The organism is Nocardia mexicana NBRC 108244 (assembly GCF_001613165.1).
Classification (GTDB): domain Bacteria; phylum Actinomycetota; class Actinomycetes; order Mycobacteriales; family Mycobacteriaceae; genus Nocardia; species Nocardia mexicana.
The window spans coordinates 1-14,677 of record NZ_BDBV01000041.1 but is presented as its reverse complement, the minus strand read 5'-3'; the positions used below and the strand labels follow the sequence as shown (position 1 = coordinate 14,677).

14 protein-coding genes are annotated in these 14,677 nt (G+C 68.5%); 5 read left to right on the top strand and 9 right to left on the bottom strand.

Translation table 11 applies throughout. The features are described from left to right. Window positions 1–13 precede the first annotated feature (13 nt). A complete protein-coding gene (rpsJ, locus tag NM1_RS16610; RefSeq protein ID WP_003938093.1) occupies window positions 14–319 on the bottom strand; it encodes a 30S ribosomal protein S10 in 306 nt (101 codons plus the stop codon). A 475-nt stretch (window positions 320–794) separates the two neighbouring features. Between rpsJ and NM1_RS16605 the strand changes: the two genes are divergently transcribed. Both NM1_RS16605 and NM1_RS16600 read left to right on the top strand, forming a co-directional pair. Further along, a complete protein-coding gene (locus tag NM1_RS16605) occupies window positions 795–1,271 on the top strand; it encodes a hotdog fold domain-containing protein (protein WP_068020519.1) in 477 nt (158 codons plus the stop codon). Window positions 1,272–1,398: 127 nt separating this feature from the next. Continuing rightward, window positions 1,399–2,646, top strand: a complete 1,248-nt coding sequence (locus tag NM1_RS16600) for a lycopene cyclase family protein (RefSeq protein ID WP_068020517.1) — start codon at window positions 1,399–1,401, stop codon at window positions 2,644–2,646. Between the two features lie 72 nt (window positions 2,647–2,718). Here the strand turns inward: NM1_RS16600 and NM1_RS16595 are convergent, their stop codons facing one another. From NM1_RS16595 to NM1_RS16585, 3 genes are all read right to left on the bottom strand, one after another. Beyond that, complete coding sequence (locus NM1_RS16595) at window positions 2,719–3,744, bottom strand: SDR family oxidoreductase (protein ID WP_084519703.1); 1,026 nt, start codon at window positions 3,742–3,744, stop codon at window positions 2,719–2,721. 238 nt (window positions 3,745–3,982) lie between these two features. Continuing rightward, the gene (locus NM1_RS16590) at window positions 3,983–4,738 is read right to left on the bottom strand and encodes an SDR family oxidoreductase (protein WP_068020516.1); all 756 of its coding nucleotides are present in this window, start codon (window positions 4,736–4,738) and stop codon (window positions 3,983–3,985) included. A 143-nt stretch (window positions 4,739–4,881) separates the two neighbouring features. Beyond that, on the bottom strand, window positions 4,882–5,682 hold the full coding sequence (locus NM1_RS16585; RefSeq protein ID WP_068020514.1) for an enoyl-CoA hydratase: 801 nt from the start codon (window positions 5,680–5,682) through the stop codon (window positions 4,882–4,884). A 131-nt stretch (window positions 5,683–5,813) separates the two neighbouring features. Between NM1_RS16585 and NM1_RS16580 the strand changes: the two genes are divergently transcribed. Continuing rightward, entirely contained in the window at window positions 5,814–7,055 is a 1,242-nt protein-coding gene (locus NM1_RS16580; protein ID WP_068020512.1) for a TetR/AcrR family transcriptional regulator, read from the top strand. A gap of 5 nt (window positions 7,056–7,060) precedes the next feature. Here NM1_RS16580 and NM1_RS16575 read toward each other — a convergent pair whose 3' ends face one another. Genes NM1_RS16575 through NM1_RS16565 form a run of 3 tightly spaced genes read right to left on the bottom strand, consistent with a single transcriptional unit; the run spans window position 7,061 to window position 9,797 of the window. Further along, a complete protein-coding gene (locus NM1_RS16575) occupies window positions 7,061–7,924 on the bottom strand; it encodes an ABC transporter permease (protein WP_068020521.1) in 864 nt (287 codons plus the stop codon). 2 nt (window positions 7,925–7,926) lie between these two features. After that, on the bottom strand, window positions 7,927–8,739 hold the full coding sequence (locus NM1_RS16570; RefSeq protein ID WP_068020511.1) for an ABC transporter permease: 813 nt from the start codon (window positions 8,737–8,739) through the stop codon (window positions 7,927–7,929). After that, a complete protein-coding gene (locus NM1_RS16565; RefSeq protein WP_084519701.1) occupies window positions 8,736–9,797 on the bottom strand; it encodes an ATP-binding cassette domain-containing protein in 1,062 nt (353 codons plus the stop codon). The genes NM1_RS16570 and NM1_RS16565 overlap by 4 nt, the downstream gene beginning before the upstream one ends. A gap of 487 nt (window positions 9,798–10,284) precedes the next feature. On the opposite strand from NM1_RS16565, the gene NM1_RS16560 reads away from it, so the two are divergent. Beyond that, window positions 10,285–11,841 (top strand): aldehyde dehydrogenase family protein, encoded by a 1,557-nt coding sequence (locus NM1_RS16560; RefSeq protein ID WP_068020506.1) that lies wholly within the window; start codon window positions 10,285–10,287, stop codon window positions 11,839–11,841. Here NM1_RS16560 and NM1_RS16555 read toward each other — a convergent pair whose 3' ends face one another. Continuing rightward, window positions 11,842–12,222, bottom strand: a complete 381-nt coding sequence (locus NM1_RS16555) for a MerR family transcriptional regulator (RefSeq protein ID WP_068020505.1) — start codon at window positions 12,220–12,222, stop codon at window positions 11,842–11,844. Window positions 12,223–12,287: 65 nt separating this feature from the next. On the opposite strand from NM1_RS16555, the gene NM1_RS16550 reads away from it, so the two are divergent. Continuing rightward, window positions 12,288–13,151: a polysaccharide deacetylase family protein gene (locus NM1_RS16550; RefSeq protein ID WP_068020504.1), complete on the top strand. Its 864-nt coding sequence runs from the start codon at window positions 12,288–12,290 to the stop codon at window positions 13,149–13,151. Between the two features lie 94 nt (window positions 13,152–13,245). On the opposite strand, the gene NM1_RS16545 is transcribed toward NM1_RS16550, so the two are convergent. After that, the gene (locus tag NM1_RS16545; RefSeq protein WP_068020502.1) at window positions 13,246–14,499 is read right to left on the bottom strand and encodes an Nramp family divalent metal transporter; all 1,254 of its coding nucleotides are present in this window, start codon (window positions 14,497–14,499) and stop codon (window positions 13,246–13,248) included. Window positions 14,500–14,677 lie beyond the last annotated feature (178 nt).

Genomic DNA, 14,677 nt, shown 5'->3' with positions numbered 1-14,677 from the left:
TCTACAGTCCCCGTCACTGAATGTTGACGTCGACGCTGGCCGGCAGATCGATGCGCATGAGCGCGTCGACCGTCTTCGGCGTCGGGTCGAGGATGTCGATCAGCCGCTTGTGCGTGCGCATCTCGAAGTGTTCGCGCGAGTCCTTGTACTTGTGCGGCGAACGGATGACGCAGTACACGTTCTTCTCGGTCGGCAACGGCACCGGCCCGACGACACGGGCACCGGTGCGGGTCACCGTCTCGACGATCTTGCGCGCAGACGCATCGATCGCCTCATGGTCGTAGGCCTTGAGCCTGATGCGGATCTTTTGTCCCGCCACGCTGAGTGTCCTTTTCTCCGCTTGCGTTGTGTTCCGGAAGTCGCCTCCCGAAGCACCCTCATTTGCATGCCCGAACCTGAGAAGTCACAGCTGACGCATCCGTCTAGACCACGACCGGGGGTGACCCGATCCCTCGCCGCTGTTCATCTGTCATGGTTCTTCCGGTCCACGCGGTCGGGCGTGTCGCACGTCCGCTCATTCGTCGGCCCGGGAAATATCTTCCTTATGAGCCTCGGAACGTTCGTCCCGGACGTATCCACGCCGGACTCGACGGGATACTTGGTGGGTACTGCTCGCCCGACACCTTCGAGCCGCATATCCACAGGACATACGCCACCCGGAGCAGGCAACCCGAACAGTATGCATGAGCCGCCGACGCGACTTCAAATCGGGGTCCCTGTGATCCTCCCGACCCCGGGTGCGGGAAACGGGGACGGGCACTGGCGCCGAACTTACTCCACAGTAAGATACAGGCATGACGAACGAGACCGCTACCTATCGCGGCTGGAAGAAGCTGCCCGACAATCGGCTCGGGCATGCGCTGTTCTCCCTGGGCATGGTGGCCCGGGTGCCGTACTTCGGGACCGTGGTGCCGAGCGTGGTGCGGCTGGAGCCGGGGCTGTGCGAGGTGACGGCGCCGAAGTGGTTCGGCATCCACAACCACCTCGGGACCTTCCACGCCATCGCCGCCTGCAACCTGGCCGAGGTGGCGATGGGCATGCTCAGCGAGGCCACCGTGCCGACCACGCACCGCTGGATCCCCAAGGCCATGAACGTCCAGTACTTGGCGAAGGCGGGGTCGGGGCTGCGAGCGGTGGCCCAGCTTCCGGAGGTCCCCGACTTCTCCGCGATCACCGAGGGACAGGACCTCGTCGTCCCCGTCTCGATCTACGACAAGTCCGGGGTCGAGGTGGTGCACGCCGACATCACCACCTGGGTGACTCCGAAGTAGGCCCGATGCCGGTTCCGGCCTGAGCGGTCACTATCCGGCCGCAGAAGGCAATATCTGCCGTTTCGATTCGGATTGTGGCCGCGCAGGCCGGAACCGATAGCGGCGCGCCCCGAACACCCCTGATTGAATGAGAAGTATGAGCGCTCAGCCTGTCCGGGATGCCGATCTGTGTGTTGTCGGGCTGGGGCCGACGGGGCGGGCGCTGGCGCATCGGGCGATGCTGGCCGGGATGGATGTGGTCGCGGTGGATCCGCGGCCGGAACGGCTGTGGCCGCCGACGTTTTCGTGCTGGATCGATGAGCTGCCCGGGTGGCTGCCTTCGAGTGCGATCGCGCAGCGGATCGAGGCGCCGGTGGTGTGGACGAAATCCGCGCACCGCATCGAGCGGCCGTACTGCGTGCTCTCGAAACAGGGGCTGCGCGATGCGCTTCCGCTCGATGATGCGACGGTGCTGGCGGGGCGGGCCGCCAGCGTGGGGGCGCATCGGGTCGAGTTGAAGGACGGCAGCGTGATCACCGCATCGGCCGTGGTCGATACTCGCGGCCTGCCCTCCCCCGGCTCGCGGCGCACCGCCAGCGCGCACGGCATCTTCGTCGATGCCGAGCGGGCGGCGCCGATGGTCGGCGATGGCGAAGGGCTGCTGCTGGATTGGCGCGACGAGAACGGCGCGGGGCCCGGCGAGCCGCCGTCGTTCCTGTACTCGGTGCCGCTCGGCGACGGCACGGTGATCTTCGAGGAGACCAGCCTGGGGCTGCGCGGCGGGATGCCGCAGCACGAGTTACGCCGCCGGACGCTGAATCGGCTTGCCGCCCACGGCATCCGGCTGCGCGGCGACGAACCGACCGAGGCAGCCCACTACCCGCTGGACCAGCCGCCGCCGAAACGCGGTGCGACCGGGCCGGTTCCGTTCGGTTCCCGCGGCGGCATGATGCATCCGTGCACCGGCTACAGCGTGGCCGACTCGCTGGCACTGGTGGACACCGCCGTCGACGCGCTGCGCGGCGGTGCGGATCCGGTTGCGGCGCTGTGGCCTTGGCGGGCGCGGCTGGTGTACTGGATGCGGATGCGCGGGGTGTACGGCCTGGGCAGACTCACCACCGCCCAGGCGACCTCGATGTTCGAGGCGTTCTTCACCGCCTCGCCGCGCCAGCAGCGGGCGCTGCTGTCGGCCCACGCCGACTACGCGCCCCTGGGCGCGGTGCTGTTCATGACGGTGGCGCGCACCTGGCCGTTCCGCTGGCGCTACGACCTCGTCGGCTGGACCAACCGAAACCGTTGGGTGGGTTACGAATACGCCCCGCCGGGCGCAGACCCGAGTGACGGCTCGCAGGAAGCCGGGGAAGCGTCTCCGCGCCGGATCACTCCCGGGGCGTAGACCCCGTTTCCAGTCTTCGGCGCGTCTTCCGGATACGGGTCGACATTCGCACGCGCCCGCTGGAGCCCCCGATCACACCCAGTTCTCGGCCCAGTATTTCCAGATGACCGGGGCGTAGGCGGCCAGCGGCGGCACCCGGATGTCCGTGCCCGCCAGTGCCGCATCGGTGTTGCGGGAGTCGAACCAGCAGCCGAATTCGCTGTGCTCGAGTACGTCTCGCGGTACGCCCACCCGGGGTAGGACCCAGCCGATGCCGGGCAGGCGCATCATCATGTCGAGGGTCGGCTTCGGCATCACCTCGACCAGGTGCGGGGCCCCGGCCTCGTCGGCGAACAGGTTGAGCACCTCGGCGGCGCTCTGCCTGCGCGGGTCGACCAGGTGGAAGGTGGTGCCCGGTTCGGCCGGGCCGTGCGCGATGTGGTCCAGCGCCCGGGTCACGAAATCCACCGGCACCATATTGGTTTCGCCGAGCTTCGGCACCAGCAGCGGCAGGATCCGGGGCAGCTGGGCGGCCATCCGCAGCAATCGGAAGAAGTAGTACGGTCCCGCGATCCGGTCGATCTCGCCGGTGCGGGAGTGGCCGATCACGATCGACGGCCGGTAGACGCGCCAGGGCACCCGTGCCTGTTCCCGCACCACTCGCTCGGAGTCGAATGCGGCGCGCTGGTACGGCGTGGCCCGGACCTGTCCCACATCGAACATGTCCTCGGTGAACAGGCCGGTAGCCGCTCCCGCCACCTCGACGGTCGAAACATGGTGCAGTGCACCGGCTTCCAGCCGTCCGGCCACGTCGACCAGGTGCCGGGTGCCGCCCGGCAGCGCGGTATCGAGCCCGGCGGCCAGATGAAATACGTGGTCGATCGAACCACGGTGCGCCGCAATCCAATCCGGGTCGATATCGAGGCCGGGGGCGGCCAGGTCGCCCCGCACCGGCCGCACCCGGTCGCCACCGCCCCACTCCCGCGCGCAGCGGTCGAAGCGATACGCCGAGTCGGCACCGGGCCGCACCAGCACGAATATCTCACCGTTACGTTTCAGCAACTCCGGAACGAGATATCGACCGATGCACCCGGTCGCCCCGGTAACCAGGTAAGCCATAACGCCAGACTAGCGCGCAGCACCGAGCAAGATCGGTAAGCAAGTTGCGTGCCATTCGCCAACTGGCCCCGCACCTCCCAGCGCGTCCCCCCATTCGCGGCGCGCGTCCCCCTCATTCCCGGCGTGCGTCCGCCCTCATTCCCGGCGTGCGTCCGCCCTCATTCCCGGCGTGCTTTTGGCCGGGATCCACCTCGCCACAGGTGGATTCCGGCCAAGGGCGTGCCGGAAATGCAGGAGGTCAGCGGGCCGGGTAGTGCCGGTCCAGCCACTCGTCGAAGGTCGGGCCCGCGATGATCGCGCCGGGGCCGGGCAGCAGGGCGCCGGTGGCCTGCAGTTCGCGGTTCGGGTCCTCCTCGACCACGACCTCCCGGACCTGGGCCGGGGCGCCGCGTCGTTCGGCGAGCCGGGCCGTGGCGGCGGCGAGGTTCAACTCCTGCGGACCGGCGATCTCCACCTGGTCCGCGCCGCCCTGCTCGACCACCATGTCGCCCAGCTTCTCGGCGACGGTGCGGGCGGCGACCAACTGGGTCTGCATCTTCGGCACGTAGGCCGTATCGCCCTGGGTGGTCCAGTCGAGCATCATCTCGGTGAACTCGTGGAACTGCGCGGCGCGCAACACCCGGACCGGAACCGGCCCCTCCTGGTAGGCGCGTTCGTGCGCCAGTTTGCCCGCGAAGTGGCCCGCGGTGAAGTTGTCGATGCCGATGATCGAGACCGCCACGATCCGCTGCACCCCCGCCGCGGCGGCCTCCCGCTGCACGTTGTGCCCGATGGTGCGGAAGTAGTCGGTGACCGCCTCGGTCTCGGTCGTCGACGCGTTGATCGCATCCACCACCACCTGCGCCCCGGCCAACGCCTCCGCCAGCCCGGTCCCCGCGTACGCGTCGACCCCCGCGGCCCGAGTCGCCTCGACAACCTCGTGGCCCTGATTCTTCAGCACATCGACAACCTCGCGGCCGATCCGCCCGCTGGCACCCAGTACTGCAATACGCATCTCACGCTCCCTTGTCTCGGTGTGTCACGAGGTCGACGCCGCAGCGCAGCGGAGTGTGACATCCGCGTGGACTCCGGCCGAAAAACATGCCGGAAATGACGGGACAGCAGGTCGGAGATGACGGGACAGCACGCCGAAAATGACTAGCTGAACACGGCCTTGCGCTTCTGCAGCATTGCCGTGGCGCCCTCCATGAAGTCCGCCGATTGCAGCAGTTCGATCTGTCCCGACTTCTCCGCGGCGAGGGCGGTGTCGAGCGAGGCCAGGGCCGCCTGATTGAGCGCGCGTTTGGTGAGTTCGAGGGCGCGGCGCGGGCCGGAGGCGAGCTTCGCGGCGACCGCCTCGACCTTGACGTCGAGTTCGTCGGCGGGCAGCGCCCGGGTGAGCAGGCCGTGCCCGGCGGCCTCGGTCGCGGGCAGTCGCTCGCCGAGCAGCGCCATCTCGGCGGCCAGCGGGCGCCCGGCGGCCGCGGCGACCATGGCGGCGGCCCCGCCGTCGGGCATCAGGCCGATATTGACGAAGGCGAGCAGCAGGTAGGAGTCGTCGGCGGCGTAGGTGAGGTCGGCGGCCAGGGCCAGGGCCACGCCGATTCCGGCGGCGGCGCCCCGGACCCGCGCGACCACGGGGACCGGCGAGTCGACGATGGCCCGCACCAGCCGGCTGGCCGAATCCATGGTCATGGCGGGGGTGATTCCGCGCTGTGCCTCGGCGGCCGTGGCCGACAGGTCGGCGCCGGTGCAGAAGTCGCCGCCCTCGCCGGTGAGCACGATCGCGCGCACGGACGAATCCGCGGCGGCGGCGAGGAAGGTGTCGCCGAGGCCCACCATCGTGTCGTAGTCGATGGCGTTCTTGCGCTTGGGGTTGGTGATCGTGACGCGCAGCACGGGCCCGTCGTGGACGGCGCTGAAACCGGTCGGGGCGGTCGTGTGGTCGGTGGTACTCATGGTTACTCCCCAGGAAGGCTGTCAGCGCTGGCGGCGTCGCGAGAATGATGGTTAACTTTGCGAATTGTGGTTAACTTATGTTGACTTGTCCGGCGCTGTCAACAACGACGGCACGGCAGAAGGAGAGGTGTATGGTCGCGGATCGCAGCGAGGCCGGGCTCGCTTCCGCGCGACCGGACAGCCCCGCGGCCGGGCGCCGCCCGATCCAGCGGCGGCCCAAGAACCGCAAGGCCCAGATCGTGCGGGTCGCGGCCAGAGCCTTCAGCGAGCGCGGCTACCACCCCGTCGGCGTCGACGAGATCGCGGCCGAGGTGGGCATCTCCGGACCGGCCCTGTACCGCCACTTCACCAACAAGTACGCGCTGCTGGTGGCGGCCGCCGAGGCCGGGGCGCAGCAGCTGCTCGACACCGCGCAGGCCGCCGACGACCCGCGACTCGATCCGGAATCGCGACTCACCACGCTGATCCGCGCCCTGACCGAGCACACCATCGAGGTGCGCCGCGAGGGCGGCCTGTACCGGTGGGAGCGCCGCTATCTGGAGCGCGAGGACCGCGCCCGAATCCGCGTGATCTACGCCGGACTGCACGAGACCGTGGAGAACGCGATCGCGCCCCTGCGCCCGGACGCCTCCGCCGCCGACATCCAGATTCTCGCGACCGGAATGCTCGGCGCGATCGGCAGCATCACCGCACACCGCACCGCGCTGTCGACGGCCCGGCTCACCGAGTTGCTGCAGGACATCTGCCGGGCGATCCTGCACACCGAGCTGCCCCCGCCGCCCGCGCAGGAGGCGGCCGAATCGGCGGTCCGCGGGCTGCCACTGAGCAGCAAACGCGAACAGCTGCTCACCGAGGCGATCCGGATCTTCGGCCGGCAGGGCTACCACGAGGCCAGCATCGAGGAGATCGGCGCGGCCGTCGGCATCAACGCCTCCAGCGTCTACCGCTACTTCACCAGCAAATCGGACCTGCTGGCCGCGGCCTTCCACCGCACCGGCGAGCGGGTCGCGATCGCCAATTCCGAGGCGCTGGCCGATGCGACCAGCCGCTCGGACGCCGCGCTGCGCATCGCCGCCCGCTTCGCGCGGCTCACCTTCGCGATGCCGGAGATCCTGCCCGTCTACTTCGCCGAGTTCTCGAATCTGCCTCCCGCCGAACAGCAGAAGCTGCGTTCCATCCAGCGGCAGAACGTGCTGGAGTGGGCGCATCTACTCGAGGGCGACCCGGCCGAGGCGCGCTTCCGGGTGCACGCCGCGATAGCCCAGGTCGTGGACGTCGGACGCCGCATGCGTTTCGACAGCCGCCCGGAGACCCTGGCCCGCATGCAGGCAATGATGAAAGCCGCCCTGCTGGGCGAGGATTCGCCGGAGTAGCCGAGTCAGGCCGTCTCGGCGGCCCGGCGGTAGCCGCGCACGGCCGGGTAGGCGAAGATCACGATCGCTCCGAGCGTCCAGGCCAGGGTCTTCAGCAGTGGCTCGGCGACCGGACCGTCGAAGGCGAGGCCCTTCATCGTGTCGATGGCCGTACTCATCGGCTGATTCTCCACGGTGTTCTGCAACCACATCGGGTAGGCGAACACCGGCACGAATCCGGAATTGAAGAACATCAGCAGCGTGGTCACGATACTGATGGTGGTCACCAGCACGACGCCTTCCGACACCGTCGCGAGCGCCGTCACCATGACCGCGAATGCCAGCCCGAACAGGACCGGAATGGCGAACAATGCCACGGAGGCCAGCGGGCCGTTCCAGAAGCGGAAGCCGATGCACGCGCCGACCACGACGACGCCGACCGTGGTGATGAATACCCGGATGACCTCGGCCAGCAATCGTCCGGTGAGCCCCGAGGCACGATGGGTCGGCATCGTCCAGAATCGGCTCAGCAGTCCCGACCGCTTTTCGTTCTGGAAACCGAGGGCGCTCACGATTCCCCCCGACATCGCCGCCACCAGCGTGACCAGCGCCACGAAACCGTAGACGCTGCGCGTTCCGGTCGCCCTATCGATCGAATCACCCAGCACCACGCGGAACATCAGCAGCATCAACACCGGGTAGATCATCGACTGGATGGTGGTCGCGGGATCTCGCATCCACACGGTCAGCAAACGCCTGCATTGAATCAGGCTGTGCCGTGCCCATATCGCCACCGACCGCTCGGACTGCGCGGACACCACCGGCAGCGGCGCGTTCCATTCCGTCGAATCTCTGTTCGCGGCAACCGAATCCGTGCTCGCCTCGACCACGCTCACGACCGCCTCACACTCGCCCAGACAGCCAGCGGCACGAAGACGACCGCCATCGCACCCAGCCACACCAACGGAACCCACAGCACTTGCCAACTCACCCCGTCCTGCGCCATATCTCGCATGGCGTAGGAGAACTGCGTGATCGGTTGATTACGCACGAACGGCCGGATCCATACCGGGAAGCCGCTTTCCGGCACGAATCCGCACGACAGCATGCCGAAGATCAGCGTCGGAAGCGTCAACGCCTGGCTCAGCGATTCCGGGCTCTTGGTCAGACTGCCGAGCGCGTCGGCACCGATCGCCAGCACCGTGCCGACCGCCAGTGAGAATACGCAGAACAGCACCGCCTGCCCGATTCCGGCAATGAATCGGAAACCGATGATGTAGCCGAAGCACAGCGCCGCAACGAGTGAAATCCCCGAGCGCACCAGACCGGCCGATATCCGTGAACTCAGCGGCACCAGCGATCCGATCGGCATGGTCCGCAGCCGATCGCTCAGTCCGGTCATCGACTCGGTGGCCGCCAGTTGCGCATTCGACATCATGGTGAACGCCATGGTCTGCAGGACGATGATCGGCATGACGAACTGGGCGTAATCGATGCCGTTGCTCTTCATCACGAATCGCAGCGGTAGATAGAAGCCGACGGTGAACACCAGGGGCGCGATAATCGCGACGACCAGTTCGCCCCGCGTCACCATCGTCCGCACGATGCGGCCGCTCAGCGCCCGCCACTGCGCGAAGCCGGATGGCCGGGCCGGTGGCGTATCGGAGGACAGCAGGGTCTCGACAATTGCGGTGGGAGCACTCACTGATGCCCGCCCGAATGGCCGGTGATGGATAGGAATACGTCGTCCAGGGACGGCCGCCGCAACGCGATATCGGCCAGTTCCACGCCCGCGCCGTCGAGGCGGCGCAGGGCCTCCGCGAGCGTCGCGGCGCCGTCGGGTGCCGGGATGGAGGCGCGATCGGCGCCGTCGACCAGCAGATCCTTGCGCACGGCCGCGGGAACCAGATCGCCGAGCGCATCGATGGCCCGCACCAGGTGGGTCGGATCCAGCGGCACCACCTCGCAGTAGTTGCCGCCGGTCTTGGACTTCAGCTCGTCGGCCGTGCCCTCCGCGATGACCGTGCCCTTGTCGATGACGATGATGTTGTCGCTGAGGACGTCGGCCTCCTCCAGGTACTGCGTGGTCAGCAGCACCGTGATGCCCTGCTCCTTCAGCGCCCGCACGAGATCCCAGACGCCCTGGCGGCTGCGCGGGTCCAGGCCGGTCGTCGGTTCGTCGAGGAACACCACCTCCGGACGCACCACCAGCCCGCACGCGATATCGACGCGCCGCCGCATGCCGCCGGAATAGTTCTTCACCGCGCGCCGACCCGCGCCGACCAGGTCGAACTCCTCGAGCAGGGTGTCGGCGCGCCGCCGGGCGGCCTTCTTGGTCAGGCCCATCAACCGGCCGAACAGCTCCAGGTTCTCCCGGCCGGACAGGTTCTCGTCCAGGGCCGCGTACTGGCCGGTCATCATGATCGAGCGGCGGACACCGGCCGGGTCCTTCTGCACGTCGTGCCCGGCGACCTCGGCGGTTCCCGAATCGGGACGCAGCAGCGTGGACAGGATCTTCACCGCGGTGGTCTTACCGGCGCCGTTCGGGCCGAGAATGCCCAGCACGCTGGCGCGTTCGGCGGTGAAGCTGACGCCCCGCAGGGCATGGACGTCGCCGAAGGACTTGTGCACATTCGTCACCACGACCGCGGCGCCGGTGGTGCTGGGCGGGGCAACGTCGGCGGCGGACGCGGCCACGTCTACGGACGTCTCCGACCCCGCTTTCTCCCCGGGGTCCGACTCCGCGTTGTCCAAGCTCGGCATCAACTCTCCACTATCGACCGGGGTAGTGACCGGTTTGTCGGGAACGCCGTGTGTACGCCCCGCTTGGTGATCCCATCCACCAGCCGCGATGTTACTGGGTTGTCGGGGGCGGCTTCCGACTCGCGGGACGAGGGGCCGGGCGGGGTTTCGAAGGCGCAGGTTCGGTGGCCGAGTTCCAGGCCGCGGTTCGGACCCTGCCTGATGTGTCGCCTATGTGCCGAGTGTCGGGCGGGTGGTACCCACGGCGGTTGACGAATAGTTGTGTCGTTACTCACATTTCGGGGTTGCGGGTGCGCTGCGGCGGGATCGGCGCTGGTCCTGCACACCGACCGAGTGGTCTGCCCGCCGTGACCGTTTCTTGTCCGCCGACCGGGGCGCCCATAGTCTGACGGGCAGGGGAACAGACATGCACTCACCTGTCTGCGGCAATCGCGATCCGGTCGGGGAGGACCGGTTGCCGGGGCATTCGCCAGCGAGAGGGTGACCAATGGCCGAGTCCGCCCGCAGCACCAGCGACGGGCCCGACGAGCGCCGCCGGTCGGCGCAGCCGCGCCCGGCCACGCAACGCGGCCGCCCGAAGGTGCTGACGTCGTTCGATCCGCGCACCGGCGAGGCCGTCGGCGACTACGCGATGATGGGCACCGGCGAGCTGACCCGCACGGTTCGCGCCGCACGGTCCGCCGAGAAATGGTGGGCCACACTCGGATTCGCCGGACGCAAGCGGTGGCTGCTGGACTGGAAGCGCACCATCTCGCGCAATGCCGGAGAACTGGTCGAGATCGTCTGCGCCGAGACCGGAAAGCCGGAGGTCGACGCCGCGATCGAGGTGATGCTGGCGGTCGAGAATCTGGACTGGGCCGCGCGCAACGCCGAGCAGGCGCTGGGTCGGCGGCGACTGGGTTCCACCTGGCTCACGCGCAATCAGCGCGCCTCGGTCGGCTACCTGCCGCTGGGCGTGGTGGGCGTGCTGGGCTCCTGGAACAATCCGGTCTTCACGCCGATGGGATCGATCGCCTACGCCATGGCGGCCGGAAATGCCGTGGTGTTCAAGCCCAGCGAGCTCACGCCCGGCGTCGGTGTCTGGCTGGCCGAGAGCTGGAGCCGGCTGGCGCCGAATCAGCCGGTGCTGCAGGTGGTCACCGGCGACAGTTCCACCGGCGCCGCGCTGTGCCGCACCCGGGTCGACAAGATCGCCTACGCGGGCTCGGAGACCGGTGCGCGCGAAGTGATCTCGCAGTGCGCACAGTCCATGACGCCGGTCGTCGTCGAGCGGGGCGGCAAGGGCGCGATGGTGGTGCAGGTCGACGCCAAGCTGGACGACGCCGCCGAGGCCGCGGTCTTCGGGGCCATGTCGAACGCGGGGCAGAGCGCCGCGGGCATTCAGCGGGCCTACGTCGCCGAATCGGTGTACGAGCCGTTCCTGGAGAAGGTCGCCGCGCAGGCGCGCAAGCTGCGGCCGGGCGCCGATCGCCGCGCCTCCTACGGCCCGATGATCCTGGAATCACAGGTCGACATCGTGCGCCGCCAGGTCAAGGACGCGATAGCGCGCGGCGGGCGCGCCGTGGTCGGCGGGCTGGACTCGATCCGGGAGCCCTATATCGAGCCGATCGTGCTGGCCGAGGTACCGGAGGACAGCTCGGCGATCACCGGCGAGGCGGTCGGCCCGGTGCTGATCGTGAACCGGGTGGCCACCATGGACGAGGCGGTGGAGCGCATCAACGCGGCCGACCACGGCCTGGCCGTCGCGGTCTTCACCCGCGACGTCCGCGCGGTCCCGGAACTGGCCGACCGCATCAGAACCGGTGTGGTGACGATCAATTCGTCGATGGCGCACGCGGGCATCCCGTCCATGCCGTTCGGCGGGGTCGGCGAGTACGGACAGGGCCACACGCACGGCGAGGCCGGCCTTCGCGAGTTCAGCCGCACCCTCGCCATCGCGCAGAAGCGCTACAGCGCCCCCGTCAACCTCTCCACCTTCGACCGCCACCCGCGCCACCTACGCCTGGCCAAGGCCATCTTCCGCCTACGCCACGGGCGGGTGTAGCTACACAGAGATAGCCGTACGGGCGCAGCTGCGCAGGGAATCTATGTAGTCGGTCATGGCGTCGCGGTTGCGGGTGAGCAGGTCGATTCGGTGGGTCAGCCGGTCGCGCTGCTGCTCCAGGGTCTCCAGGATCGCGGGGTCGGCGTCGGCGAAGTGGATGTCGCGCGGATCGTCCAGGCAGGGCAGGACCTGCTTGATGAGGCGGGTCGACAAACCCGCCTCCAGCAGGCCGCGGATGTGGACGACCTGCTCGACCAGGCGGTCGTCGTAATCGCGGTAGCCGTTGGCCGCGCGGCCCACCGTGATCAGGCCCTGCTCCTCGTAATAGCGCAGCAGGCGCGGAGAGGTCTCGGTGCGCTTCGCCAGCTCCCCGATTCGCATATGTCCCACCTCACAACGGGTCTCGTTTGACCCTCACATCTATGTCAAGGTTCGAGGATAGCGGCATGAGCAAGGACATCACGCTTTTCGACTACAGCCCCATCACCGAGCGCGCGCCGATCCACTGGCCGGACGGCAAGCGGGTCGCGTTCTACGTCGGGCTCAATATCGAGCACTTCTACGTCGACCTGCCCGGCACGGCGACCTACGAGGGCACCACCTCGCTGACGCCCGACTCGCTCAACTACGGCTGGCGCGACTACGGCCCGCGCGTGGGCATCTGGCGGCAGATCGAGCTGCTCGACAAGCACGGCATCCGCGCCAGCGCCCTGCTGAATTCCGATGTGGGCGAGCGCTATCCGCAGATCATCGAGGCCGGGAAGGCTCGCGACTGGGTGTGGCTGGCGCACGGCAGCAGCAACAGCCACCTGCACACCGGGCTGTCGCTGGAGGACGAGCGGGTGGCGCTGGGCGAGATCGTCGCGAACATCGAGAAGGCCACCGGGTACCGGCCGCGCGGCTGGATGGGGCCGGGCCTCACCGAAACCTTCAACACCCCTGAGCTTTTGGCGGAGCTCGGTCTGCAGTACGTCCTCGACTGGACCAACGACGACCAGCCCTACCGGCTGAATGTGCCCGGGATGCTGAGTGTTCCGTACTCGGTGGAGCTCAACGACATCGGCATCTTCGTCTCCAAGGGCCTCACCGGACCGGACTTCGTGCAGATGGTCAAGGACCAGGTGGACCAGCTGTATGCCGAATCCGCCGACAGTGGACGGGCTTTCGGCCTCGCCCTGCACCCGTTCGTCACCGGCCAGGCCTTCCGCCGCCGCTACCTCGACGAGGCCCTCGACTACGTGGTCAATCACCCGGGCGTGTGGGTGACCACCAGCGACGAGATCGCCGAGCACTTCGCGACAAACCATTAGCCGTCATCTCGGCGTGCTCTTTGCCGGGAACCGAGGCGGTGGGTCCGACGGCCCGTGCGGACCCACCCGCCCCGGCGACCGGCAGCGGCGCGGCTCAGGAGCCGCTGCCGGTGACTGTGAGGTAGATCAGGAGCAGGTTCAGCGCCGAGATGACCGCGGCGATCAGCCAGGCCGCGGCGGTGGTCCAGCGATGGTTGACGTCGGCGCCCATCAGCGTGCGGTCGCTGGTGAAGCGCACCAGGGGAATCAGGGCCAACGGGATGCCGAACGACAGCACCACCTGCGAAATCACCAGTGCGCGCGTCGGATCGATGCCCGCGGCGAGGATGACCAGCGCCGGGATCAGCGTCACCAGGCGGCGCAGCAGCAGCGGAATATGCCTGCGCAGCAAGCCTTCCATGATCATGGCTCCGGCGTAGGCGCCGACCGACGTGGACGCCAGGCCGGAGGCGAGCAGGCCGACCGCCAGCAGCAGCGCCGCCCACGGGCCCAGGGCGTCGCCCACCGCGGCGTGCGCGGATTCCAGGGAGTCGATGTCGTCGCGGCCGTTGAGGGTGTTCGCGGCCATCAGCAGCATCGACAGATTCACCGCTCCGGCGATCACCATCGCGAGTCCGACATCGACCCGGGTGATCCGCAGCATCCGGGTGCGCGCGGGCCCGGCCTCCGGCTGCCCGTGCCGGTCCCGGGACAGCCCGGAGTGCAGGTAGATCGCGTGCGGCATCACCGTCGCGCCGATCATCGCCGCGGCGAGCAGCACGCTCTCGGTGCCGTCGAAGCGCGGCGTCAGCCCGCCGAGGGTGCCAGACGCCGAGGGCGGCGAGATCACCACGCTGGCCATGAATCCGATCGCGATGATCGCCAGCAGGCCGATGATGACCCGCTCGAACGGCTGCTGCCCGCGCTTGTTCTGCACCATCAGCAACGCCATCGAGACCACACCGGTGATCACGCCGCCGACCAGCAGCGGCAGGTCGAACAGCAGATTCAGCGCGATCGCGCCGCCGACCACCTCGGCCAGATCGGTCGCCATCGCGACCAGTTCGGCCTGCCCCCAGTACGCCAGCCGCAGCGGACGGCTCGACCGATCGCGCACCACCTGCGGCAGGGTGCGGCCCGTGACCAGCCCCAGCTTCGCGGACAGGAACTGCACCAGCGCGGCCATCACATTGGCCATCACGATCACCCACACCAGCAGGTAGCCGAACTGCGCGCCGGCGCTGATATTGGAGGCGACATTGCCGGGGTCGACATACGCGATGGCCGCCACGAAAGCGGGCCCGAGCAGCATGGTCGCCGATCTCGCCCGGTTCAGCGGCTTGCGAGGGGCAGCGACGGTGGTGCTCATGGATGCATTTTACGGGTACCCGAACTTTTTGTTGAGCCTAGCCGGGGAAGTGTGATCTCCCTGACCCCGATCGCCTAGGGGCGATCGGGGTCAGGGAATAAGGGGGCCCGCAGCGCCTACAGCAAAGCCGTCACGCTGTCCTTTATTGCCCTGCCGCGCTGCCCTCCCATTCCTGTGC